At 73.1% G+C, this 23,347-nt stretch carries 19 protein-coding genes; 10 read left to right on the plus strand and 9 right to left on the minus strand.

All coding sequences use genetic code 11. The annotated features are described in order from the left end of the window. Window positions 1-78: 78 nt before the first annotated feature. The 5 genes from ACZ4W9_RS04565 to hutH all read left to right on the plus strand — a co-directional run bounded on the left by ACZ4W9_RS04565 (window position 79) and on the right by hutH (window position 6,784). A complete protein-coding gene (locus ACZ4W9_RS04565) occupies window positions 79-939 on the plus strand; it encodes a biotin--[acetyl-CoA-carboxylase] ligase (RefSeq protein WP_467933150.1) in 861 nt (286 codons plus the stop codon). 657 nt (window positions 940-1,596) lie between these two features. After that, window positions 1,597-2,712 (plus strand): adenylate/guanylate cyclase domain-containing protein, encoded by a 1,116-nt coding sequence (locus ACZ4W9_RS04570; protein ID WP_467933151.1) that lies wholly within the window; start codon window positions 1,597-1,599, stop codon window positions 2,710-2,712. A 396-nt stretch (window positions 2,713-3,108) separates the two neighbouring features. Next, window positions 3,109-3,903 (plus strand): enoyl-CoA hydratase/isomerase family protein, encoded by a 795-nt coding sequence (locus ACZ4W9_RS04575; RefSeq protein ID WP_467933153.1) that lies wholly within the window; start codon window positions 3,109-3,111, stop codon window positions 3,901-3,903. A 111-nt stretch (window positions 3,904-4,014) separates the two neighbouring features. Next, window positions 4,015-5,157 carry a GGDEF domain-containing protein gene (locus tag ACZ4W9_RS04580; RefSeq protein ID WP_467933154.1) on the plus strand — a complete coding sequence of 381 codons (1,143 nt, stop codon included), beginning with the start codon at window positions 4,015-4,017 and terminating at the stop codon, window positions 5,155-5,157. An 88-nt stretch (window positions 5,158-5,245) separates the two neighbouring features. Further along, the gene (gene hutH / locus ACZ4W9_RS04585) at window positions 5,246-6,784 is read left to right on the plus strand and encodes a histidine ammonia-lyase (protein WP_467933425.1); all 1,539 of its coding nucleotides are present in this window, start codon (window positions 5,246-5,248) and stop codon (window positions 6,782-6,784) included. Window positions 6,785-6,839: 55 nt separating this feature from the next. Here the strand turns inward: hutH and ACZ4W9_RS04590 are convergent, their stop codons facing one another. Beyond that, a complete protein-coding gene (locus tag ACZ4W9_RS04590; protein ID WP_467933155.1) occupies window positions 6,840-7,613 on the minus strand; it encodes a hypothetical protein in 774 nt (257 codons plus the stop codon). 42 nt (window positions 7,614-7,655) lie between these two features. After that, window positions 7,656-7,985, minus strand: a complete 330-nt coding sequence (locus ACZ4W9_RS04595) for an LAETG motif-containing sortase-dependent surface protein (protein WP_467933156.1) — start codon at window positions 7,983-7,985, stop codon at window positions 7,656-7,658. A gap of 109 nt (window positions 7,986-8,094) precedes the next feature. Here ACZ4W9_RS04595 and ACZ4W9_RS04600 point away from each other — a divergent pair, with 109 nt between their 5' ends. The 3 genes from ACZ4W9_RS04600 to ACZ4W9_RS04610 all read left to right on the plus strand — a co-directional run bounded on the left by ACZ4W9_RS04600 (window position 8,095) and on the right by ACZ4W9_RS04610 (window position 13,587). Beyond that, window positions 8,095-8,439 carry a hypothetical protein gene (locus tag ACZ4W9_RS04600; RefSeq protein ID WP_467933158.1) on the plus strand — a complete coding sequence of 115 codons (345 nt, stop codon included), beginning with the start codon at window positions 8,095-8,097 and terminating at the stop codon, window positions 8,437-8,439. Between the two features lie 228 nt (window positions 8,440-8,667). After that, the gene (locus ACZ4W9_RS04605) at window positions 8,668-9,918 is read left to right on the plus strand and encodes a L,D-transpeptidase (protein ID WP_467933159.1); all 1,251 of its coding nucleotides are present in this window, start codon (window positions 8,668-8,670) and stop codon (window positions 9,916-9,918) included. 429 nt (window positions 9,919-10,347) lie between these two features. Next, window positions 10,348-13,587, plus strand: coding sequence for a S8 family peptidase (locus ACZ4W9_RS04610; RefSeq protein ID WP_467933161.1), 3,240 nt, complete (start codon window positions 10,348-10,350; stop codon window positions 13,585-13,587). Window positions 13,588-13,678: 91 nt separating this feature from the next. Here ACZ4W9_RS04610 and ACZ4W9_RS04615 read toward each other — a convergent pair whose 3' ends face one another. Then, entirely contained in the window at window positions 13,679-14,590 is a 912-nt protein-coding gene (locus ACZ4W9_RS04615) for an MmyB family transcriptional regulator (protein WP_467933162.1), read from the minus strand. Between the two features lie 171 nt (window positions 14,591-14,761). Here ACZ4W9_RS04615 and ACZ4W9_RS04620 point away from each other — a divergent pair, with 171 nt between their 5' ends. Next, on the plus strand, window positions 14,762-15,802 hold the full coding sequence (locus tag ACZ4W9_RS04620) for an NAD(P)-dependent alcohol dehydrogenase (protein WP_467933163.1): 1,041 nt from the start codon (window positions 14,762-14,764) through the stop codon (window positions 15,800-15,802). Between the two features lie 106 nt (window positions 15,803-15,908). Here ACZ4W9_RS04620 and ACZ4W9_RS04625 read toward each other — a convergent pair whose 3' ends face one another. The 5 genes from ACZ4W9_RS04625 to ACZ4W9_RS04645 all read right to left on the minus strand — a co-directional run bounded on the left by ACZ4W9_RS04625 (window position 15,909) and on the right by ACZ4W9_RS04645 (window position 21,723). Then, window positions 15,909-16,634 (minus strand): Type 1 glutamine amidotransferase-like domain-containing protein, encoded by a 726-nt coding sequence (locus ACZ4W9_RS04625; RefSeq protein WP_467933165.1) that lies wholly within the window; start codon window positions 16,632-16,634, stop codon window positions 15,909-15,911. Between the two features lie 148 nt (window positions 16,635-16,782). Continuing rightward, window positions 16,783-17,448: a peptide-methionine (S)-S-oxide reductase MsrA gene (gene msrA, locus ACZ4W9_RS04630; RefSeq protein WP_467933166.1), complete on the minus strand. Its 666-nt coding sequence runs from the start codon at window positions 17,446-17,448 to the stop codon at window positions 16,783-16,785. Between the two features lie 92 nt (window positions 17,449-17,540). Next, the gene (locus ACZ4W9_RS04635; RefSeq protein ID WP_467933167.1) at window positions 17,541-18,662 is read right to left on the minus strand and encodes a hypothetical protein; all 1,122 of its coding nucleotides are present in this window, start codon (window positions 18,660-18,662) and stop codon (window positions 17,541-17,543) included. Window positions 18,663-18,785: 123 nt separating this feature from the next. Then, a complete protein-coding gene (locus tag ACZ4W9_RS04640) occupies window positions 18,786-20,417 on the minus strand; it encodes a M48 family metalloprotease (protein ID WP_467933169.1) in 1,632 nt (543 codons plus the stop codon). A gap of 187 nt (window positions 20,418-20,604) precedes the next feature. Beyond that, a complete protein-coding gene (locus ACZ4W9_RS04645) occupies window positions 20,605-21,723 on the minus strand; it encodes a hypothetical protein (protein WP_467933170.1) in 1,119 nt (372 codons plus the stop codon). Between the two features lie 153 nt (window positions 21,724-21,876). Here ACZ4W9_RS04645 and ACZ4W9_RS04650 point away from each other — a divergent pair, with 153 nt between their 5' ends. Then, the gene (locus tag ACZ4W9_RS04650; protein WP_467933171.1) at window positions 21,877-23,031 is read left to right on the plus strand and encodes a cystathionine gamma-synthase; all 1,155 of its coding nucleotides are present in this window, start codon (window positions 21,877-21,879) and stop codon (window positions 23,029-23,031) included. A 29-nt stretch (window positions 23,032-23,060) separates the two neighbouring features. Here ACZ4W9_RS04650 and ACZ4W9_RS04655 read toward each other — a convergent pair whose 3' ends face one another. Further along, window positions 23,061-23,309 carry a hypothetical protein gene (locus ACZ4W9_RS04655; protein WP_467933172.1) on the minus strand — a complete coding sequence of 83 codons (249 nt, stop codon included), beginning with the start codon at window positions 23,307-23,309 and terminating at the stop codon, window positions 23,061-23,063. Window positions 23,310-23,347: the final 38 nt, after the last annotated feature.

A 23,347-nucleotide genomic window follows, 5' to 3' on the forward strand; every position in this document is an offset into this window, starting at 1 on the left:
GGACGGTTACTCGTTCGTAGAGTAGTGGTGGGGCTACCGATCGGCAGTGCGTCGTTTACCACACCTAGGGTGGCTTGCATGACGCCGCAGAATCCATCAGACGACAGCCGCTGGTCCGACCTCGACCGCCCGCCCCTGAACGCCGCGGCGCTGCGGCGCGGGCTGGTCCGGGAAGGGGGGCTGTACCGCGACATCGAGGTGGTACCGCAGACCGGCTCCACCAACTCCGACCTCGTGGCGCGGGCCGCCGCCGGGGGTGTCGAGGAGGGGGTGGTGCTGGTCGCGGAGGAGCAGACGGCGGCCCGGGGCAGGCTGGACCGGCGGTGGAGCGCGCCGCCGCGGTCCGGGCTGTTCTTCTCCGTCCTGCTCAGGCCCCGTGAGGTGCCGGTGGAACGGTGGGGGTGGCTGCCGCTGCTGACCGGGGTCGCGGTGGCGACCGGGCTGGCGCGGGCGGCGGGTGTGGACACGGCGCTGAAGTGGCCGAACGACCTGCTGGTGACCGTCGGCGGACAGGAGCGGAAGGCCGGGGGCATCCTCGCGGAGCGGGCCGGTGACGACGGGGTCGTCATCGGCGTCGGCATCAACGTCAGCCTGCGGGCGGACGAGCTGCCGGTTCCGCAGGCGGGGTCGCTGGCGCTGGCCGGGGCGGCGGGGACGGACCGGGATCCGTTGCTGCGGGCGGTGCTGCGGGCGTTGGAGGACTGGTACGGGCGCTGGCGGGCGGCGGGGGGTGATCCCTCGGTGTGCGGGTTGCAGGAGACGTACACGGCGGGGTGCGCGACGCTCGGGCGGGAGGTCCGGGCCGAGCTGCCCGGCGACCGGTCGGTGGTGGGGGAGGCCGTGGCGCTGGACGGGGACGGGCGGCTGGTCATCGCCACGGGGGAAGGGGTTCAACAGCCGGTGGGGGCGGGGGACATCGTCCATCTGCGCCCCGCGTGACCCTGCCGGGGGCTTGACCGGGAGCTGCGGGGGCGGGTGCGGGTGCGGGTGCGCTTCGCGATGGGGATGTCCCGTGGTGTTCCGGGTGCGGCTCTTGGTGCGGTTCCGTGGTGCGTGGTGCGTGGTGCGTGGTGCGTGGTGCGTGGTGCGTGGTGCGTGGCGCGTGGTGCGTCGGGTGCCGGGGCGTGTGTCGGGTGCGGGTCGTGGGTTCGATGCCTGCGGCGCCCCTGCGGGTGTGTGGGGGTGCGCGTCGCGCCCGGGGCGCGGGGGAGTCGGGGCCGCGCCGGGGGGTGTCCGTCCTCGGAACGGCGCGGAATCGGTCGGCCGTAGAGGGTTCCCGTGCCGACGCGCCAACCGCTGCGGGCGGACACCCCCGGCACGTTCCCTTCCCGCCGTGCGCGGACGCGGGTGCGTCCCGGGCGACGGCAGCCGTGGCGCCCCCCGGGGGCGGGGAACCGCGCGACCGGTCACGGCGGGCCCGCCCCGGACCCGGTCCGTCGCGGGGGCTCGGCGCCACGGTCACCTGCGGTCCCGGCGCTTGTGTCCGGTGCCGGGAAGGGGCCCGTCGGCCCAACCCGACGGAGTGAGCTGGCGCACACCTGCCGTAGAGTTGAGGCCGGTCGTACCTGACCGCGGCAGATCGGAAGGGCAGCAGGCGTGACCGTCGACGACACGGGCTCCGGCGCTGGCGGGGACGGCCGGGTGGATCCCCACGCCCCCGACAGCGGCGAGGACCCGCTCGCCCTGCGGCTCGAACAGCTCATCCTGGGTGCCGAGCGCCGCTACACCCCGTTCCAGGCGGCCCGGAGCGCCGGTGTCTCCATGGAGCTGGCGTCCCGCTTCTGGCGGGCCATGGGGTTCGCGGACATAGGGCAGGCCAAGGCGCTCACCGAGGCCGACGTCCTGGCTCTGCGGCGGCTCGCCGGTCTGGTGGAGGCGGGGCTGCTCAGCGAGGCGATGGCGGTGCAGGTGGCCCGGTCCACCGGGCAGACCACCGCCCGGTTGGCCGAGTGGCAGATCGACTCCTTCCTGGAGGGGCTGACCGAGCCCCCGGAGCCCGGCATGACCCGCACCGAGGTGACGTACCCGCTGGTCGAGCTGTTGCTGCCGGAGCTGGAGGAGTTCCTGGTCTACGTCTGGCGCCGGCAGCTCGCCGCCGCGACGGGCCGGGTCGTGCAGGCCGCCGACGACGAGGAGATGGTCGACCGGCGGCTCGCCGTCGGCTTCGCCGACCTCGTCGGCTTCACCCGGCTCACCCGCCGGATGGAGGAGGAGGAGCTGGGCGAGCTGGTGGAGGCCTTCGAGACCACCGCCGCCGACCTGGTGGCCGCGCGCGGCGGCCGGCTGATCAAGACCCTCGGCGACGAGGTGCTGTACGCGGCGGACGACGCCGGGGTCGCCGCGGACATCGCGCTGCGCCTGGTGGAGACGCTGGCGAACGACGAGACGATGCCCGAGCTGCGGGTCGGCATGGCCTTCGGCACGGTGACCACCCGGATGGGTGATGTGTTCGGCACGACGGTGAACCTGGCCTCCCGGCTGACCTCGATAGCCCCGCGTGATGCCGTGCTGGTGGACAGCGCCTTCGCCGAGGAGCTGATCCGCACCGGCGAGGCGCCCGTCTCCGAGGCGGAGGCCGCGGCGGCCGAGAAGGAGGGCGAGGGGCCGGCGTCGTACCGCTTCGCCCTGCAGCCGATGTGGCAGCGGCCGGTGCGCGGACTCGGCGTGGTCGAGCCGTGGCTGCTCAACCGTCGCGAGGGCCGGTCCTCCTAGGTCCTGCCGGCGAACGCCCAGGCACATCCCGGTGGGCGGTGCGGGTCTCGGTGTGCGGGGCCTGGCGGCCGGGATGGTGGTCGCCGGGGGCGGACAGGGGTGGTCCGCGGCCCTGGCGTCCGGTGCCTGGTGCGGTGGCGGGTGCCTCCGGGCGATCCGGGTCGGGCCGGGCGGGCGCCGCCAGGCCGAGCGGCGAGGGCCAGCGGCATCCTGCGGGGGCGGGGCTTGCGGTGGCGGCCTCGTCGTACGCCCGGCGCGTGCGCTCCTTCCGCGCCGACTCGTGGGCATGTCGGTACCTCACTCGAACGGACGTAGGCCCCCGGTCTTTTCCCGGCTCGGGTACGGCTGCGATGATCGGTCCCACAGTGAGTTAACCCGCGTTAACCGGAGGGTGTCATGAGCGAGGAGCGGTACGGGGAGTTCGTGCTGGTGCGGCGGCACGGACACGTCGCGGAGTTGGTGCTGGACCGGCCCAAGGCGATGAACGCCGTCTCCACCGGGATGGCCCGCTCCCTCGCGGACGCGTGCGCCGCGCTCTCCGGTGACCACGACGCCCGGGTGGTCGTGCTGACCTCGACGCACGAACGCGCGTTCTGTGTCGGGGCGGATCTGAAGGAGCGCAACTCCTTCACCGACGCCGAGCTGGTGCGGCAGCGGCCGGTGGCACGGGCGGCGTACACCGGGGTGCTGGAGCTGCCCATGCCGACGATCGCGGCGGTGCACGGGTTCGCGCTGGGCGGTGGTTTCGAACTGGCGCTCTCCTGCGACCTGATCGTGGCGGACCGTACGGCCGTGGTGGGGCTGCCGGAGGTGTCCGTGGGCGTGATCCCGGGCGGCGGCGGCACGCAGCTGCTGCCCCGGCGGGTCGGGGCCGCGCGGGCCGCCGAGCTGATCTTCTCGGCCCGGCGGGTGGAGGCGGACGAGGCCGCCCGGCTGGGCCTGGTGGACCGGCTGGTGGAGGAGGGCCGGGACCGCGCGGAGGCGCTGGAGCTCGGGGAGCGGATCGCCGGGAACTCGCCGGTCGGGCTGCGGGCCGCCAAGCGGGCGCTGCGGCTCGGCCACGGGCTCGATCTGCGGGCCGGCCTGGAGGTCGAGGACGCGGCATGGCGCTCGGTGGCCTTCTCGGGAGACCGCGCCGAGGGCGTGGCCGCCTTCAACGAGAAGCGCGAGCCGCAGTGGCCGGGGGAGTAGCGGACCCCGGGCGGGGCACGGGGGAGGATGGCGGGCCGAGGGGCCGGCCGTCGGCCACCTGATCGCCGCGCAGATATCCCTTATATCGGCATTACTCCCTAATCTGGAGTAATGGGTGAGGACAAGCGGCTCGCCGCGGTCGTGGCGCTGGCTCAGGGCATGGCGGCGGCGCACACCCCCCGGGAGTGCTGGCAGGCCGCCGCCCTCGGCGCCTGCCACGCGCTGGACGGCGGCTTCGCCGCGCTGTCCGTGTGGGAGCGGGAGCTGGGCCGGCTCCGGGTCCTCGCGAACGTGGGGGACAGGGCGGCGGACGAGGAGGAGTTCCCGGAGGCCGAGACCTACCCGGTGCACCAGTTCCCGGAGATCACCGAGTTCCTGCACGAGCGGTGGGCCGGCGGCGGGGGGCCCAACGCGTGGGTGGAGACCGCCGACGGCCCGGCGGCCGGGACCCCGGGCTACTTCCACCAGCGGGTGGCCGCCCTGCGGCGCCGGGGGCGCGGGTGCTGTGTCGTCGCCCCGGTCGTGCTGCACGGCCGGGCCTGGGGGGAGCTGTACGTGGCCCGCCCGGCCGGCGCCCCGGTGTTCGCGCGGGCCGACTCCGACTTCGCCACCGTGCTCGCCGCCGTCGTCGCCGCGGGCATCGCGCAGACCGAGCGGCTGGAGGAGGCCCGCCGGCTCGCCTTCACCGACGCCCTCACCGGGCTCGCCAACCGCCGGGCCGTGGACATGTGCCTGGAGGAGGCCGTCGAGCGGCACCGTGCGGAGGGCGAGGTGGTCAGCCTCGTGGTCTGCGACCTGAACGGGCTCAAGCGGGTCAACGACACCCTCGGGCACGCGGTCGGCGACCGGCTCCTGGAGCGCTTCGGCTCGGTGCTGTCGCTGTGCGGCGCGATGGTGCCGGGCGCGCTGGTCGCGCGGCTCGGCGGGGACGAGTTCTGCCTGGTCGCGGTCGGGCCGCCCGCCGACGACGTGGTCAAGGCGGCGGACGAGCTGTGCCGCAGGGCCGGGGAGCTGGAGCCGGGGGAGGGGGTGGCGTGCGGGGTCGCCTCCACCGAGGAGCCGATCGGCGAGGTGCGCGACGCCCGGCGGCTGTTCCGGCTGGCGGACGCCGCCCAGTACCGGGCCAAGGCGCTGCGCCTGGACCGGCCGGTGGTGGCCGGGCGGGAGGGGCCGGGCGACCCGGTCGTCCGGCTGGCCGACGAGCCGCCGCCCCCGCGCGCCGAGCGGCGCCGGTTCCGCGGGCGCCTGCCGTGAGGCGGAACCCGCACCGGGCGGTAAGGGGCGCCTCCGGGACCCACTAGTGACACCACCGCATTCAATGCGTAGGCTCCTGAATATGGATATGCACACTGTGGTGGTGGGGACGTCCGGGGTCACCGCGTCCGACGTTCTCGCCGTGGCGCGCGGCGGTGCCCGCATCGAGCTGTCGACGGAGGCGGTGGCGGCCCTCGCGGCGGCCCGGGAGATCGTGGACGCGCTGGCGGCCAAGCCCGACCCGGTCTACGGCGTCTCCACCGGCTTCGGCGCCCTGGCGACCCGGCACATCAGCCCTGAGCTGCGCGCCCAGCTGCAGCGCAACATCGTCCGCTCGCACGCCGCCGGCATGGGCCCCCGGGTGGAGCGCGAGGTCGTACGGGCCCTGATGTTCCTGCGGCTCAAGACCGTCTGCTCGGGCCGCACCGGGGTGCGGCCCGAGGTCGCCCAGACCATGGCCGACGTGCTCAACGCCGGGATCACCCCGGTCGTGCACGAGTACGGCTCCCTCGGCTGCTCCGGCGACCTCGCCCCGCTGTCCCACTGCGCCCTCACCCTCATGGGCGAGGGCGAGGCGGAGGGCCCCGACGGGCGGGTCCGGCCCGCCGGCGAGCTGCTCGCCGAGCACGGCATCCGGCCCGTCGAGCTGCGCGAGAAGGAGGGCCTCGCCCTGCTCAACGGCACCGACGGCATGCTCGGCATGCTGGTCATGGCCCTCGCCGACCTGGACACCCTCTACAAGTCCGCCGACGTCACCGCCGCCCTCACCCTGGAGGCGCTGCTCGGCAGCGACAAAGTCCTCGCGCCCGAGCTGCACGCCATCCGCCCGCACCCGGGACAGGACGCCAGCGCCGCCAACATGCTCGCCGTGCTGAGGGGTTCGGGGCTCACCGGGCACCACCAGGACGACGCCCCGCGCGTCCAGGACGCCTACTCCGTGCGCTGCGCCCCACAGGTCGCGGGCGCCGGACGCGACACGGTCGCGCACGCCCGCCTGGTCGCCGAGCGGGAGCTGGCCTCCGCCGTGGACAACCCCGTCGTCCTGCCCGACGGACGGGTGGAGTCCAACGGCAACTTCCACGGCGCGCCCGTGGCCTACGTGCTGGACTTCCTCGCCATCGCCGCCGCCGACCTCGGCTCCATCGCCGAGCGCCGCACCGACCGGCTGCTGGACAAGAACCGCAGCCACGGCCTGCCGCCGTTTCTCGCCGACGACGCCGGTGTGGACTCCGGGCTGATGATCGCCCAGTACACGCAGGCCGCGCTGGTCGGCGAGCTGAAGCGGCTCGCCGTACCGGCCTCCGCGGACTCCATCCCGTCCTCCGCCATGCAGGAGGACCACGTCTCCATGGGCTGGTCGGCCGCGCGCAAGCTGCGCACCGCGGTGGACAACCTCACCCGGGTCATCGCGATCGAGCTGTACGCGGCCACCCGCGCCGTCGAGCTGCGCGAGGGCCTCACCCCGGCGCCCGCCACGCGGGCCGTGATCGACGCCGTGCGCGCCGCCGGCGTCCAGGGCCCGGGCCCGGACCGGTTCCTGGCGCCCGACCTGGCCGCCGCCGACGCCTTCGTGCGCGGCGGGGAGCTGGTGGCGGCCGTGGAGAAGGTCACCGGCCCGCTCCGCTGAACGGGAACGGGGCCCCGGACCGTGTCCGGGGCCCCGCCCGGTCCGTGGCGGACCGTCACTTCAGCTTGGCGGCCTGCGCCTTCACGACCGGAGCGGAGACCGCGTAGGGCTTCTTGCTCATCATCGCGCCGATGTTGACCGTGGTGTACACCGCGAGGGTGCCGCCGTGCCGCACCACCTCGGCGTGCAGCGGCAGGGCGCCGTCCTCGCCCGCCTCGTTGGTCGCGGTGAACGCCACCGACGCGTCACCGGTGCCCACCGGCTTCTCCTCGGCGACCTTGGTGAACGTGCCCTTCTCGCCGTCCTGCTCGCCGGAGAAGCCGGCCGCGCACGCCTTGACCGCGTCCCGCACCGAGGCGAGGGCCCGCTCGGCGCCGTCCCCGTCGTACGAGGCCAGGGTGACCACGGTGACGTCCATGTCCATGGACTTGCCGAGCGCGTCCTCGAACTTGCCCTCGGTCAGGTCGTCCAGGGACGTGGCGCCGTCCGTGGGGTCCTTCTTCTTGTCCTGGGTGGCCATGCGGCTGGTGTCCGCCGCCGGGGCGCCGGGCGCGATGCCGGTGAACGCCTGGAGCACCGGATCGCACTTGGCGTCCGCGGACTTGACCTTGCCCCGGTCCGGGATGCCGCCCTCGACCGGCCCCACCTCGTACCCGGGCACCTCGCCCTTGGCGATGATCAGCTTGCCCAGCTCGGCGGCGCTCGGCGTCTTCCCGGCCGGCTCCGCCGCGTCCTTCGACTTCTCGTTGCCACACCCCGTGACAAGGGCGAGCGACAGCACGCTCACAGCAGCTGTGGCGCACAGCCGCACGCCCGATGATCTCTTCATGAGCGAACTATGTGCGGGACGTCAAAGTTTCGTCAAGGAAAATCAAAGTCCCAGGCGTTCGCGGCGCACCGAATAAACGACGAAACCGGCGCCCATGGCGAGCAGCAGGCTGCCGCCGACGACGTACGGGGTGGTGTCGAAGGCGCCCGTGTCGGCCAGTTCGGCCTCCCCGGCCGCCCGGTCCGTGCTCTGGACGGGCGCCGACACCGTTCTGACCTGCACGGCCTGCGTGACCCGCGCCGGCGCCGAGGTGGCCGCCGTCTCTCTGTCCGGGGTGTTCTGCGAGGCGTTCGCGGACGGGACGAACCACAGTGCGCACAACAGGGTGCCCGCGGCGGTGGCGGTCAGCAGCGGACGGCGAACGGATGACACGGAATATCGATCCCCTTGTGACGCTGGCGAATTGGCCGTGTGGGGCGATGTTAGTGAAAGGCGCGGGTCACGGGAAAGTCACGGGAGGTTTCGGCCGTACGCTCCCGTCATGAGCGCAGAAGAGACATCACGTTTTGTGCGGCTTCGGGTGGAGCTGGTGCTGGAGGTGCAGGACGAGGGCGAGGTCACCAAGGCCGCGCTGCGCCGCCTCGCCGGGGACGACGAGCTGCCCCAGGCGGAGCGGGCCCACGCCGAGTCCGCTGTGACGGAAGACACCGCCGAGGCCCTGGCATATCTCGTGGACCCGTTCGACCTGGTCAGCGAGGTGCCCGGGGTGGAGCTCCAGCAGGCGTCCTGGTCCAGCGAGCGCGTCGACTACGACCCCGATTCGCCCGAGTGGGACCTGGACGAGGATGATGGGGAGGACGACGAGGAAGAGGACGGCATCGGCTGAGCGTCCCGGGGCACCAGAACCCCGGACGGCGCCCGCCGTCCGGGGTTTTCGTCGTCCCAGGGGACGCACGGACCGTATCCCGCACCACCGTCACCCGCCGCGAGCCGCGGACGTGGGATGCCCCACAGATCCACGGGGCGGGAACGGGACGAACCGGCCGTAGCGTTGAAGGTTCTTGACGGGGGACTCCCGGGGTATCGCGACTCGGCAACGATGGAGAAGCTTGTGATGACGGACAGTAAGCGGCGCGGACGCCTGGCGGCCGCTTCCGCTCTGCTCGGCGGTGTGCTGGTGCTCACGGCGTGTTCCGGCGGCGACGCCGACGCCTCGGGCGGCAGCAGCGGCGACACCTCGCAGGCCAAGGTCGACGAGGCGGCGGCCAAGAAGTCCTCCGAGGCGCAGATCACGATCACGCCGAAGGACGGCTCGGCCAACGCGTCGATCAACAACTCCGCCGCCGTCACGGTCGGCAAGGGCACGCTCACCGGCGTCACCATGACCGGCCAGGACGGCAAGTCCGTCGCCGGGCAGCTGTCCGCCGACAAGAAGAGCTGGAAGCCCAGCACCCCGCTGGAGCGGTCCACCACCTACAAGGTCGCCGCGGAGGCCAAGGACTCCGAGGGCCGCATAGCCCACGAGAACGCCTCCTTCACCACGGTCTCCCCGGCCAACAGCTTCATCGGCACCTTCACGCCGGACAACGGCTCCACGGTCGGCGTCGGCATGCCCGTGTCGATCAACTTCGACAAGGCGATCACCAACAAGGCGGCCGTGCAGAAGGGCATCACGGTCAGCTCCAGCAGCGGCCAGGAGGTCGCCTGCCACTGGTTCGGCGCCAACCGCATGGACTGCCGCCCGGAGGACTACTGGAAGGAAGGCTCCACCGTCACCCTGAAGCTGGCGCTCGACGGCGTCCAGGGCGCGAACGGCGTCTACGGCGTCCAGCAGAAGACGGTCACCTTCCACATCGGCCGCAACCAGGTCTCCTACGTCGACGCGCAGACCAAGCAGATGAAGATCACGCAGGACGGGAAGGTCGTCAAGACCATCCCGATCTCCGCCGGCTCCCCCGACAACAAGACGTACGAGGGGCGGATGGTGGTCTCCGAGAAGTTCAAGGAGACCCGCATGAACGGCGCCACGGTCGGCTTCACCGACGACGACGGCAAGGGCGAGTACGACATCAAGGACGTGCCGCACGCCATGCGCCTGACCACCTCGGGCACCTTCATCCACGGCAACTACTGGGGCGCGCCGTCGGTGTTCGGCAGCGCGAACACCAGCCACGGCTGTGTCGGCCTGCGGGACGCGAAGGGCGCGAACGACCCGAGCACGCCGGCGGCCTGGTTCTACAACCACACGCTGATCGGTGACGTCGTGGTCGTCCAGCACACCGGCGACAAGACGGTCTCGCCGGACAACGGCCTCAACGGCTGGAACATGGACTGGGCGCAGTGGAAGGCCGGTTCGGCCGTCTGACGCCCCGCCGGTCCCCGCGCGATGCCGCCCCCTTGCGGGGCGGCATCGCCGTTTCACGGACCGGGGCCGACGAGCCGACGACACGCGGGACGAGATCATGGGCGTACTCGAGAGCGCGGGCGCCTGACTCCCCATAACACCCCCTGATTCCAAGGGACTTCGCGATCCTGTAACGGTGTCCCGCAGGGCGCGTAACAGTTTCCGGCCGTGCTTTCCCACCGTTCCCTCCGCTATTGAGCCGCCTGATCACCTCCCGGCATACTTCGTTGCCCGGGAGGCCGGCGCGCACGTGTGCGAGCCCGCCCCCGGCCGGGTGAACGGGGAATTCGCCCGGTACCTCATCTCCAGGGGGAGAACTTGCGCGCACAAGTGAAAAGAGCGGCCGCGGCCACCGTGGCAACGGCCGCGGCAGTCGCCCTCGCAGCGGGTATGACCAGCCCCGCGTCGGCGAAGCCCGCACGCACCACCGCGGGCGCCTCCGCGCTCACCGCCAAGCACCACGTCACCCTGATCACCGGTGACCGCGTCGCCCTCGACGCCAAGGGCCGCGTCGTCGGCCTGGAACGGGGCAAGGGCCGCGAACACATACCCTTCCAGGTCCGCAAGGCGGCCGGACACACGCTGGTGATCCCCGCCGACGCGGCCCGCCTGGTCGCCTCCGGCACGCTGGACCAGCGCCTGTTCGACGTGACCGAGCTGAACAAGGCCACCACCCGCGAGGCACACAAGAGCGGCCTGAAGGTCATCGTCGGCTACCGCGGCACCGCGGGCGCCGCCAAGGCCGAGGTCCGCGACGCGGGCACCCTGCGCCGCAGCCTGAAGACGCTCAACGCGGACGCCGTACAGACCCCGGCCGAGGACACCGCCGGGCTGTGGCACGCCGTCACCGACGGCGGCAAGACCGCCTCCGGCATCGCGCACGTCTGGCTCGACGGGGTCCGCAAGGCCAGCCTCGACAAGTCCGTGCCGCAGATCGGCGCCCCCACCGCGTGGAAGGCCGGCTACACCGGCAAGGGCGTCAAGGTCGCCGTCCTGGACACCGGCGTGGACACCCGCCACCCGGACCTGAAGACCCAGGTGACCGGATCGAAGAACTTCACCACGGCCGCCGACGCCACCGACCACTTTGGCCACGGCACGCACGTCGCGTCCATCGTGGCGGGCACCGGCGCCAAGTCGGGCGGCAAGTACAGGGGAGTGGCCCCGGACGCCAAGCTCCTCAACGGCAAGGTCCTGGACGACTCCGGCTACGGCGACGACTCCGGCATCCTCGCCGGCATGGAGTGGGCGGCCGCCCAGGGCGCCGACGTCGTCAACCTCAGCCTCGGCGGATACGACAGCCCCGGGATCGACCCGCTCGAAGCCGAGGTCAACAAGCTCTCCGCCGAGAAGGGCGTCCTGTTCGCGATCGCCGCGGGCAACGACGGTCCCCAGTCGATCGGTTCGCCGGGCAGCGCGGACGCCGCGCTCACCGTCGGCGCCGTCGACGACAAGGACAAGCTGGCGGACTTCTCCTCCACCGGCCCGCGCGTCGGCGACGGCGCCGTCAAGCCCGACGTCACCGCGCCGGGCGTCGACATCACCGCCGCCGCGGCCGCGGGCAGCGTCATCGACCAGGAGGTCGGCCAGAAGCCCGAGGGCTACCTGACCATCTCCGGCACCTCGATGGCCACCCCGCACGTCGCGGGCGCCGCGGCCCTCCTGAAGCAGGAGCATCCCGACTGGCGCTCCACCGAGCTGAAGGGCGCCCTGACCGGCTCCACCAAGGGCGGCGCGTACACCCCCTTCGAGCAGGGCTCGGGCCGCATCCAGGTCGACAAGGCCATCAACCAGTCGGTCGTCGCCGACCCGGTCTCGCTGAGCTTCGGCGTCCAGCAGTGGCCGCACACCGACGACACCCCGGTCACCAAGAAGCTGACGTACCGCAACCTCGGCGACAAGGACGTCACGCTCACCCTGACCAGCTCCGCCCTCGGCCCCAAGGGCGCGGCGGCCCCGGCCGGCTTCTTCAAGCTCGGCGCGGACCGGGTCACCGTCCCCGCGCACGGCACGGCCGCGGTCGACCTCACCGCCGACACCAGGCTGGGCGGCACCGTCGACGGCGCCTACTCCGCCTACGTCACGGCGACGGGCGACGGCCAGAGCGTCCGCACGGCCGCCGCGGTGCAGCGCGAGGTGGAGTCCTACGACGTCACGCTGAAGTTCATCGGCCGTGACGGCAAGCCGACCCCGAACTACAACGCCGACCTGAGCGGCGTGGCGGGCCTGGCGAACGGCGTCTGGGAGACCCCGTACGACAAGTCCGGCACGGTGAAGGTGCGTGCGCCCAAGGGCACGTACATCCTCAACACCGGCGTCTACGCCGACCCGAAGAACGCCGCCAAGGGCACCGACTGGATCGCGCAGCCGAAGCTGACCGTCGACAAGAAGCAGACGATCACCATCGACGCGCGCAAGACCAAGCCGGTGGACATCACCGTCCCGGGCTCGGGCCTGAAGGCGCAGTTCGCCTCGCCGGGCTTCGACGTCACGATCGGCGACGGCCAGTACGGCTACAGCTGGTTCCTGGACTCGTACAAGAACTTCCGCACCGCGCACCTGGGCCCGCAGCTGCCCGCCGGCACGCTGCGCCAGCAGTGGGACGGCCACTGGACCAAGGGCGCGACGGAGGAGTACGACGTCACCTCCGGCGGCGCGGTCAAGCAGCTCGCCACCGGCTACACCCGGCACTACAAGGCGGGCGACCTGGCCACGGTGAAGGTCCGGATGGGCGCGGCGGCCCGCGGCAAGAAGGGCGCCGTCGACGCGATCGGCTGGCTGCCCGGCAGCTCCGGCGCCTCCTCCATGAGCATCCCGCAGAACCTGCCCGGCACCCGCACCCTGCACCTGTCCGCCAAGGACGGCGTGCGCTGGAACCTGGAGTTCGGCCAGAACGGCGGGGTGGACCAGGACGGCTTCCCGGTCTCCGACGCCGGCTACGCGCTCGGCCAATTCTCCTTCAAGGCCGGCCAGAGCTACACCAAGACGGTCAACACCGCGGTCTTCGGCCCGCACCTGAGCAAGGACCTCGGCGTCTTCCGGGACGGCAACGAGATCTACGGCGCGCTGCCGCTGTTCGCCGACTCGGCCAAGAACGCCGGGTACTCGGTCCTCACCTCGGCGAAGACCACCCTGTACCGCAACGGCACCAAGGTCGCCGGCAACGACGACCCGCTGTACGGCGACAAGACCTTCAAGGTCCCGGCCGGTGACGCGGCGTACAAGCTGACGACCTCGGTCAAGCGGTCCGCGAAGGTGTCCGAGGCCTCCACCCGGATCGACGCGACCTGGACCTTCCGGTCCAAGAAGCCGTCGAGCGGCTCAGCCCAGCTGCCCGTCTCGGCCCTGCACTTCGGCGCCACCACCGGCCTGGACAGCCGGGTCGCCGCGGGCCGGAAGGTCACCTTCCCGGTCACCGTGGAGGGCGCCGCCGCCGGCCGCAACCTGAAGTCCCTCGCCGTCTACGTCTCCTACGACGGCAAGACCTTCAAGAAGACCACCGTCAAGAGCGGCAAGATCACCGTGAAGAACCCGGCGAAGAACAAGGCCGTCTCGTTCCGCGCCAAGATCACCGACAAGAAGGGCAACACGTCGGAGATCACGATCTACAACGCGTACTTCGGCAAGTGATCCCTCGCTAGCCGACCGTCCGCACCAGCGGCCCGCAGCAGGCACCCGCCCGCTGCGGGCCGTTCGCCGTTTCCGGCCCGGGACAGCACACCTAGGCCGAGGGGACCGTCCGGGCCGCGTCCGTGCCCCAGCTGGCCAGCAGGCGCAGGGAGTCGGCGGTGGGGGAGTCCGGGTCGGCGTGGTAGGTGACCAGGGACATGTCCGAGCCGTCCGTCAGCCGGAAGCTCTCGAAGTTCAGCGCCAGATCGCCCACCAGGGGATGGTGCAGGTGCTTGACGCCATGGCTCTTCTCCTTGACGTCGTGCGTGGCCCACAGCCGGCGGAACTCCTCGCTCTTCACCGACAGCTCGCCCACCAGCGCCGACAGCTTCGGATCGTCCGGATGGCAGCCCGCGTCCATGCGCAGGGCGCACACGATGTCGATCGCCTTCTGCTCCCAGTCCACGAACAGGTCCCGGTAGTCGGGGCGCAGGAACACCAGCCGGGCCCAGTTGCGCTCGGCCGGCGGCAGCTGGGCCCAGTCGCCGAAGAGGGCCGCCGCCATCGGGTTCCAGGCGAGGATCTCCGCCCGCCGGCCCACGACGTACGCCGGCACGCCCTCCATGGTCCGCAGCAGCTGCCCCAGCGCCGGACGCACCTGCCGCTGGCGCGCCCCCTGCTTCTTCTTCAGCGCCTTCGGCTTGGCCAGATGGGTCAGATGGGCGTGCTCGGCGTCCGTCAGCCGCAGGGCCCGCGCGATCGCGTCCAGCACCTCCGCCGACACGTTCCGGCCGTTGCCCTGCTCCAGCCGGGTGTAGTAGGCCACCGACACCCCGGCCAGCTGCGCCAGCTCCTCCCGGCGCAGCCCCGGCACCCGCCGGTGCCGTCCGAAACCCGACAGCCCCACGTCCTCCGGCTTCAGCCGGGCCCGCCGGCTGCGCAGGAACTCGCTCAGCTCCGCCCGCCGGTCCAGGGTCCGGCCGGTGAGTGCTCGCGTGTCCGGCTGCTCGTCCCTGCTGTCCATACGTCCAGTATTCCTGGTCGTATGCCCGCGAGCCTGACCCCGCTGGTGGTAGGCACAGCGGTCGTACGCAAAGGCGTGGTCTGGGCGCGCGGCCGGGTACGCGGCAGGCTGGACGCCTGCCCGGCACCAGGAAGGCCGGGCGCGAGATCGACCGCTAGGAGAACCCCCGGCATGACCACTGTTGCCGCATACGCCGCGCCCGCCGCGAAGGCCCCGCTGGAGCGGACGACCATCGAACGACGCGCGGTCGGCGAGTTCGACGTCCTGATCGACATCAAGTTCGCCGGTATCTGCCACTCCGACATCCACCAGGTCCGCGAGGGCTGGGGCGAGGCGATCTTCCCGATGGTCCCCGGCCACGAGATCGCGGGCGTCGTCACCGAGGTCGGCACCGGCGTGACGAAGTTCCGGGCCGGCGACCGGGTCGGCGTCGGCTGCATGGTCGACTCCTGCCGCGAGTGCGAGAACTGCCTGCGCGGCGAGGAGCAGTACTGCCTGAACGGCATGGTCGGCACCTACAACGCCGTCGGCAAGGACGGCGAGCCCACCTACGGCGGCTACGCCGAGAAGATCGTCGTCGACGAGAACTACGTCGTCCGCATCCCCGACGGCCTGTCCCTGGACGTGGCCGCGCCGCTGCTGTGCGCGGGCATCACCACGTACTCCCCGCTGCGCCACTGGAACGCGGGCCCCGGCAAGAAGGTCGCGATCGTCGGCCTGGGCGGCCTCGGCCACATGGCCGTCAAGCTCGCGCACGCCATGGGCGCCGAGGTGACGGTGCTGTCCCAGTCCCTGCGCAAGAAGGACGACGGGCTGAAGCTGGGCGCCGACCACTACCACGCCACCAGCGACCCGAAGACCTTCGAGGAGCTGGCCGGCACCTTCGACCTGATCGTCTCCACCGTGTCCGCCCCGATGGACTTCGGCGCGCTGCTGTCGCTGCTGAAGGTGGACGGCGCGCTGGTGAACGTGGGCGCGCCGGAGGAGCCGGTCTCCCTCAACCTGTTCTCGGTGATCGGCGGCCGCAAGACCCTCGCGGGCTCCATGATCGGCGGCATCCGCGAGACCCAGGAGATGCTGGACTTCTGCGCGGAGCACGGCATCGGTGCCGAGATAGAGCTGATCGCCGCGTCCGAGATCAACGAGGCGTACGAGCGGGTCCTCGCCAGCGACGTCCGCTACCGCTTCGTGATCGACACGGCGACGATCTGATCCGCGGTCCTGCCGGCCGTAGCCCTGCCGGGCCGTAGTCCTGCCGGGCTGCGGCCCGCGGCGCGTCGTCCGCCGGCCGCCGGCCGCGGGTCCCTCGGGGCGCTCCCTACTCCAGGCCGAAGCGCTCCCCGGCGCCGTACGCCCGTACCACCACGCCCCCGTCCGGCGCGGGCCGCACCACGTGCACCCGCCCGGCACCGGACACCCGGACCTCGCCGTCACCCACCACGAGCAGCGTGTTCTCGTCCACGGCGACCCCGTACGGAACCTCCCGCCGCCCGACCGCCGCGACCAGCCGGGGCAGCGTCCCCCACTGGGCGGCGTGCACGTCCACCGCGAACGGCACCAGCCCGAGCCCCGCCCGGACCTCGACCTCCGCCAGATCCTCGCCGGCCTCCTCCGGGCACACCGGGACACCGTCCACCAGCCACCCGCCGACCACGGCCCGCCGCGCGGCGACGGCGGCACCGGCGGAGAAGCCCGCGTACGGCAGCCCACGCGCGGCCAGCAGCGCCGGCAGCCGCTCCAGGCACTGCGCGAGCGCGTCCTGATACGCGGGCGTGAGCCCCCCGCACACCAGCAGCCCGTCGATCCCGTCCAGCGCGGCCTCCGGCGCGAACCGACCGCCGAGCGGCACCGGCAGCGGCACCGGCACGCACGGCGGGCCGGCCTTCCGCAGCGCCGCCGCGTACCGCTCGAACTGCGCCGCCCCGTCCCCCTCGTCCAGGATCAGGCACCCGATCCGCCGTTCGCCGCGCACCTCCCGCAGAAACGGTTCGTACACCTCGGCGCGGTCCCAGCCGCCCCCGATCAGGAACGTACGACTGCCCATGTCCTCCCCTTCGCTCCCTGTGGCACAAGGGGCGAATCTACGGGGCACGGGCCACCGCCGTCGCCTCGTTTACGCCGGTGACCGGAGACGGCGCGCCCCCCTCACCGTGGGCGAGGGGGGCGCGGGGAAGGGCGTCGTGCCGGGAGGCTCAGCCGCCTGCCCGGGCCACGCCGACCGGGCAGGACAGGCCCGTGCCGCCGAGACCGCAGTAGCCCGCCGGGTTCTTGTCCAGGTACTGCTGGTGGTACGCCTCGGCCGGGTAGAAGGCGCGGCCCTCGGCCGGGAGGATCTCCGTGGTGATCGTGCCGTAGCCGGAGGAGGCCAGGACCTTCTGGTAGGCGTCGCGCGACGCCTGTGCCGCCGCGGCCTGTTCCGGGGTGTGGGTGTAGATCGCCGAGCGGTACTGCGTGCCCACGTCGTTGCCCTGCCGGAAGCCCTGCGTCGGGTCGTGCGACTCCCAGAAGGTCTTCAGCAGGCTGTCGTAGGAGACCTGCCGCGGGTCGTAGACCACCCGGACCGCCTCCGTGTGGCCGGTCAGGCCCGAGCAGACCTCCTCATACGTCGGGTACTCGGTGTAACCGCCCTGGTAGCCGACCAGGGTCGTGTACACGCCGGCCGGGAGCTGCCAGAACTTGCGCTCGGCACCCCAGAAGCAGCCCAGGCCGAAGTCGGCGGTCTCCAGGCCCTCGGGGTAGGGACCCAGCAGTGGCGTGCCGAGGACGGTGTGGCGTTCCGGGACCGCGTAGGCGGGCCCGGGGCGGCCCTTGAGCGCCTGCTCGGGGGTGGGCAGCTGGGGCGTGCGGCCGAACAGCATCGGGTCTCCCTGTCGGTCGGGGTCGGACGCCGGCCGCCTCGGCGGCGCGCCGGCACCCCGTACAACACCCCGCACACCCCCGGGCATTCCGGTCAGACCCGCGCCGCGGCCGTCTCCTCCACCAGCCGGACCGCCGTGTTCCGGACCCGGCAGTAGTACTCGGCCATGTCGCCGCGATAACGCCACGGCAGCGCGTTCACATGCCCGTCGACCAGCTTGAACTGCTCCAGCGCCGCCTCGTTGCGGTCCTGGAGGTGCAGGTAGTACGCCAGCAGGTGGCGCAGTTCCGGCAGCCGCGGGTGGGACGGGTCGGCCGCCGCCGCGTCCGCGAGCGCCGCCTCGACCCGGGCGCGCATCTCGGGCGTGTTGTCGGCCTCGGTGTCGTCCGACTCGTCGTGCTCGAAGTGCGCGATCAGCGGCAGCGCGGTCAGCAGGCTGCCCAGCGGCGCGCCGGCCGCCGCCCGCTCGGCGAACGCGCGGGCCAGCCGCTCCGAGCCGCGCCACTTCGCGCACCAGTACTGAAGCGCCGAGAAGTGCGCCTCGTAGTGGTGCGGGGCGCGGCTCGTGATCTCCGCCCACAGGTCGTCCATCCGCGCGTTCGGATAGCCGAGGCCCAGCGCCACCCAGATCTCCGCGACGAACGGGGTCGGGTCGTCGGGGTTCAGCGCCGCCGCCCGCGCGACGTCCTCACGGGCGGAGGCCAGCGTGCGGTGGAAGCCGTCGAACTGCTCCTGGGTCGTGTACTGCGCCTTCTTCCCGCCCCGGATCTTCCAGGCCAGGATCACCGTGCTGCGTGCGCGGACCACGGCCGCGTCCGGGTCGTCGGGCCGGACCGCCTCCCAGGCCAGCAGCCAGGCGTCCTCCTCGGCCGCGCGGTCGGCCAGCAGATAGGCGAGCGCCGAGCGGCGCTCCCAGTCCCGGCCGACCGCCGCGAGCAGGTCGGCGGCCGGCCGCCAGTCACCGCCGCGCACGGCCGCCAGCGCGGCCGTCCACCGGGCCGGCAGCGGAGCGGCGAGGTCGGTGTTCTGCCGCTCGGCGGGCAGCAGGCCGAGCTTCCCGGCGGCCTCGGCCGCCTGCGCGGCCTCGGTGTCGGCGTCCGCGTCGTCGTCGGGGCTCGGCGAGAAGAGTTCCTTCAGGAACACCCAGAGCAGCCACCCCAGGAAGATCGCCGTGGGGACGGCCAGGATGCCGAGGATCCAGAAGAGGACGGTCATGCGGGTGGTTCCGTTCGTTTCGGTGGTGCGGGCGGGGTCTACGGCGTCCGGATCCCGGCGGTGCGGGTGGGCCAGGCGTTCCGGCGGGGCGGTGTGCCCGGCCGTGGTGGTGCGGGCGGCGGGTCAGGCGTTCTGGACCACCGGTGGCAGCAGTGCGCGCAGCCGGCCGGTGTCGGGGTGGTCGGCGACCGCGGCCTCCAGGGCCGCGTCCAGCACGGCCTCGGGGCTGCCGCCCTCCGAGCCCGTGCCCCAGCCGGGCAGCCGTACGGACGCCGGGCCGGTCCAGGAGAACTCCCAGCGCAGCAGCGAACGGGAGCTGAACTCGGCCAGCACCATCGTGCGCAGCGAGCGGTACAGCGCGGGCCGTACGAACTCGCGGAACGCCCGTCCCTTCGCGGCCGCCGCCTCCTCCGACAGCGGCAGCCGCTCCGCCAGCCGCCACAGCCGGCCGTCGTCGATGACGTCCAGCAGCGCGGCCAGCGTCGCCGGCCGGCCGGTGTACGCGGTCAGCGCCCGGTGCAGCGGGGTCCGCGCGGAGGACAGGCCCTCGGCCATGGAGGCGTCCAGCAGCTCCGCCCAGCCGGCGGCGCGCGGGTAGGCGAGCAGTTCGTCGAGGAGGACGGCGTCCTCCAGGGCGGCCAGGGTGCGCGCCGGGTCGGTCAGCAGCTCCAGCGCGGCTCCCGCGGCCTCGTCGGCGCGCCCGTCGGCGGGCAGCGCCTCGATCCGGCGCACGCGGTCGGCGGTCGGCGGGTGGGAGTCGTACGGCCCCGCCGGCACCTCGGGCAGCTCCGCGCGCACCCCCGCCGGCTCCCCTTCCCGGGCGGACAGCAGCCGGCCGAAGCCGCCGAAGAACTCGCCGCGCGGCGGCAGCAGCCGGGCGGGCAGGCCCAGCGTGGCGTAGGAGTCCAGGTAGAAGTCGTGGGAGGCGGTCAGCGCCGGGATCTCGCGCAGCGCCGACGCGGTCGCGTCCCGGCCGGCGATCCGGGCGGCGGTCAGGTCGGCGGCGTACTCCTGGCCGCGCGCGGTGGACAGGGAGGCACGCAAAGAGAGCTTGCCGTAGGCGGTGTAGACGCGGGCCATCGTCCGGTACGTCGCCCCGACGCCGGTGGTGTCGATCTCCTTGGCCTTCTTGCCCTTGGCGACCCGCTTGGCGGACGCCCGCTCCTGGCGGGCCCGGTCGGCGGCCACCTTGCCGTCCGCCTTGGCGTGGAACTGCCCGATGACCCGGCCGATCTGCGCCCGCCCGCGCACCACGAGCGCGGACAGCCGGGTGTCACCGCCGGTGAAGTGCCCGAACTCGTGGGCGAGCACCGAGCGCAGCCGGGCCTCGGACAGACCGATGAGCAGCGGGGCGCCGAGCGTGAGGTGCCGCGGGCCGGGGAGCAGACCGAGCAGCCGCGGCTCCTCGCTGACGGACGCGTTGACCTCGCCGGTGAGCAGGATCCGGTCGGGGGCGCGGGTGCCGGCCGCCGCGGCCAGCTCCCGGACCAGCGCCCACAGCCGGGGTTCGGTGGCGTCGGTGACCGGCAGGCCGGGCGGGTCCTCGCCCTTCGGGGTGCGCAGCATCAGCATGCCGCGGACGACGGGGATGGCCAGCACCACCGTGACGAAGCCGACCTTCGCCGTGAGCGGGCCGTGTCCCCAGGTGAAGACCAGGACGTCGAGGCCGGCCAGCGCGGCGAGCAGGACGAGACTCAGCAGATGGAAGCCGAGCAGCAGAACGAGCGCGCGCAGCGCGCGCAGCATTGCGCCCATCGGGCAGATCCCCCCACAGGACCCCGGAAACGGGACATGACGAAACGGCGGAAAAGGACATGACGGCTGCACCGGGCCGGTGGACGGTCGGTGCGGATGGTGCGGTGTGGGGGAAGGCGGAGTATGCCCTACCGCAGGTCAGAAGGGCAATGTGAGGGATATATAAGGGCGGCCGAGGTCGCCCCCGTCAGCCCGGCAGGCCCGCCGGGCTGCCGCCGTTGGACTCGTAACCGGCCACCGCCAGCGCGCGGTGGAGGGCGAACGCGGCGGCCGGGTCGTCGGCCAGGGTCCACGGCAGGGCGCCCACATGCCCGTCGACGTGGAGGAGCTGGTCCATGGCCTCGGCCCAGCGCTCGGCACGGACCAGGAAGAAGATCAGCAGGTGCCGGACGTGCGGGAGCGTCGGGTCGTCGGGGTCGGCGGCGTGCACCGCGTGCAGCGCGCCGTGGATCGCCTTGGTGACGACCTCGCTCTGGTAGAAGCTCGCGACGAGGTTCACCTCGGGAAGGTGCTCGAACACCGCGAACAGCGGCAGCGCGGCGAGGAGCGAGCCCTCCGGGGCACGGGCCGCCGCGTTCTCGGCGAAGGAGTACGCCTGCTCCCGCGAGCCGTGCCACTTCTCGCACCAGTAGTGCAGCGCGGCCAGGTGCGCGCCCATGTGATACGGCGCACGGTCGAGGATCTTGGCCCACAGCCGCTCGAACTCGGCGGGCGGATAGGCCAGGCCGCGTCCGATGGACAGCTCTATGACGTACGGCACCGGGTCGCCGGGCGCCAGCAGGGCGGCCTCCGCGCAGGCCTTGCGGGCCTCCTCCATGATGATCCGGAACTCGTCCGTGCCCGGCGTCGACGTCCGCCACGCCTGCTGCACCAGGAACTCCGCGTGCACGGCCGCGCCGCCCGCGTCCTTGGGCTTCTCCGCCCGCCACACCCGCAGCCACTGGCCGCCCGGCGTCTCGTGCACCCCGCCCGGCCGCCGCTGGAGTTCCAGCGCGGCGGCGCCGGCGAAGGCCTGCACCCGCTGCCAGCGCAGCTCGCCCCGGGCCTCGGTGCCGGCCAGCAGCTGGTCGGCGGCCCGGTAGTCCTGGGTGCGCTGCACCAGGTCCAGGGTCTTCAGCAGGTCCTGGTCCGGGCCGGGCAGGCGCACGTCCAGCTCCTCCTCGCGCGGGAAGCCGTAGGCCGCCGGGTCGGCGGCGTCCGGGTGTCCCGCCGGGACCCGCTGGATCCCGCCGCGCCCGCGCCGCAGAACCGGGAGCAGGACGAGGCCCAGCATGAGCAGCGCCATCAGCAGCCAGAGAATCGCCATGCCCCAAGCGAACCAGACCCCGCCGACAATTGGCGAACCCTGCCGCCACCCTGTGGAAAACTCCCGATCAGAGCATGACAGCAATGTTGCAGAAGGGGGCGAAGACTCTTGCCGGGCGTCAAGAACCGGCCGGGCGCATTACGCTCGATGCACATGAGCGACAGGCACATCAGCGACCACTTCGAGACCCTCGCGATCCACGCGGGCAACACCGCGGACCCCCTCACCGGCGCGGTCGTCCCGCCGATCTACCAGGTGTCCACCTACAAGCAGGACGGCGTCGGCGGGCTGCGCGGCGGCTATGAGTACAGCCGCAGCGCCAACCCGACCCGGACCGCGCTGGAGGAGAACCTCGCGGCGCTCGACGGCGGCCGCCGCGGCCTCGCCTTCGCGTCGGGCCTGGCGGCCGAGGACACGCTGCTGCGTACGCTCCTCGGTCCCGGCGACCACGTGGTGATCCCGGACGACGCCTACGGCGGCACGTTCCGGCTCTTCGCCAAGGTGGCCACCCGCTGGGGCGTGGAGTGGTCCGTCGCCGACACCGCCGACCCGGCCGCCGTCCGGGCCGCGATCACCCCGAAGACGAAGGCCGTCTGGGTGGAGACCCCCTCCAACCCGCTGCTCGGCATCACCGACATCGCCGCCGTGGCCCAGGTCGCCCACGACGCGGGCGCCAGGCTCGTCGTCGACAACACCTTCGCCACCCCCTACCTCCAGCAGCCGCTGGCGCTCGGCGCCGACGTCGTCGTGTACTCGCTCACCAAGTACATGGGCGGCCACTCGGACGTCGTCGGCGGCGCGCTGGTCGTGGCCGACCAGGCGCTGGGCGAGGAGCTGGCCTACCACCAGAACGCGATGGGCGCCGTCGCCGGCCCCTTCGACTCCTGGCTGGTGCTGCGCGGCACCAAGACCCTCGCGGTGCGCATGGACCGGCACGGCGAGAACGCCACGAAGATCGCCGACATGCTGACCCGGCACCCGCGCGTGACCCAGGTGTACTACCCGGGCCTGCCCGACCACCCCGGTCACGAGGTCGCCGCCAAGCAGATGAAGTCGTTCGGCGGCATGGTGTCGTTCCGCGTCGCGGGCGGCGAGGAGGCCGCGCTCCAGGTGTGCGGCCGTACCAAGGTGTTCACCCTCGGCGAGTCCCTCGGCGGGGTCGAGTCCCTGATCGAGCACCCCGGCCGGATGACGCACGCCTCCGTGGCGGGCTCCCAGCTGGAGGTCCCGGCCGACCTGGTGCGCCTGTCCGTCGGCATCGAGAACGTCGAGGACCTCCTGGAGGACCTCAAGCAGGCCCTCGGCTAGGCACCCGGGACCCTGCCGGCCGTGAGGGTTCACCAGCCGGTGACCGGCGGAGTCGTCCGCGAGGGCGGCTCCTCCCACGGCCGGGCCTCGGCCGCCCACACGGCGAACGCGAGGACCGCCGCGCACGCCAGCAGCCACAGCACCCGGCGCGTGAGCCGGCCGCGCCGCAGCAGCCGGTCCCCGCGGCGGACCGCCTCCGCGTGCAGCTCCGGCGGCACCGGCACCTCGGACCGCGCGAGCACCGCCCGCACGGCGGCCTCCCGCTCCCCGCGCCTCACCACAACCTCCGGCACCGGCCGGGCGGGGGCGACGGAGG

The sequence above is a fragment of the Streptomyces sp. NPDC029296 genome, from assembly GCF_055569255.1.

Excerpts from the sequence above, each read along its gene's own strand:
- ACZ4W9_RS04565 (WP_467933150.1), top strand. The coding sequence starts at position 79 with ATGACGCCGCAGAATCCATCAGACGACAGCCGCTGGTCCGACCTCGAC.
- ACZ4W9_RS04575 (WP_467933153.1), top strand. The coding sequence starts at position 3,109 with ATGAGCGAGGAGCGGTACGGGGAGTTCGTGCTGGTGCGGCGGCACGGA.
- ACZ4W9_RS04580 (WP_467933154.1), top strand. The coding sequence starts at position 4,015 with ATGGGTGAGGACAAGCGGCTCGCCGCGGTCGTGGCGCTGGCTCAGGGC.
- hutH (WP_467933425.1), top strand. The coding sequence starts at position 5,246 with ATGCACACTGTGGTGGTGGGGACGTCCGGGGTCACCGCGTCCGACGTT.
- ACZ4W9_RS04590 (WP_467933155.1), bottom strand. The coding sequence starts at position 7,613 with ATGAAGAGATCATCGGGCGTGCGGCTGTGCGCCACAGCTGCTGTGAGC.
- ACZ4W9_RS04600 (WP_467933158.1), top strand. The coding sequence starts at position 8,095 with ATGAGCGCAGAAGAGACATCACGTTTTGTGCGGCTTCGGGTGGAGCTG.
- ACZ4W9_RS04605 (WP_467933159.1), top strand. The coding sequence starts at position 8,668 with ATGACGGACAGTAAGCGGCGCGGACGCCTGGCGGCCGCTTCCGCTCTG.
- ACZ4W9_RS04610 (WP_467933161.1), top strand. The coding sequence starts at position 10,348 with ATGACCAGCCCCGCGTCGGCGAAGCCCGCACGCACCACCGCGGGCGCC.
- ACZ4W9_RS04615 (WP_467933162.1), bottom strand. The coding sequence starts at position 14,590 with ATGGACAGCAGGGACGAGCAGCCGGACACGCGAGCACTCACCGGCCGG.
- ACZ4W9_RS04620 (WP_467933163.1), top strand. The coding sequence starts at position 14,762 with ATGACCACTGTTGCCGCATACGCCGCGCCCGCCGCGAAGGCCCCGCTG.
- ACZ4W9_RS04625 (WP_467933165.1), bottom strand. The coding sequence starts at position 16,634 with ATGGGCAGTCGTACGTTCCTGATCGGGGGCGGCTGGGACCGCGCCGAG.
- msrA (WP_467933166.1), bottom strand. The coding sequence starts at position 17,448 with ATGCTGTTCGGCCGCACGCCCCAGCTGCCCACCCCCGAGCAGGCGCTC.
- ACZ4W9_RS04635 (WP_467933167.1), bottom strand. The coding sequence starts at position 18,662 with ATGACCGTCCTCTTCTGGATCCTCGGCATCCTGGCCGTCCCCACGGCG.
- ACZ4W9_RS04640 (WP_467933169.1), bottom strand. The coding sequence starts at position 20,417 with ATGGGCGCAATGCTGCGCGCGCTGCGCGCGCTCGTTCTGCTGCTCGGC.
- ACZ4W9_RS04645 (WP_467933170.1), bottom strand. The coding sequence starts at position 21,723 with ATGGCGATTCTCTGGCTGCTGATGGCGCTGCTCATGCTGGGCCTCGTC.
- ACZ4W9_RS04650 (WP_467933171.1), top strand. The coding sequence starts at position 21,877 with ATGAGCGACAGGCACATCAGCGACCACTTCGAGACCCTCGCGATCCAC.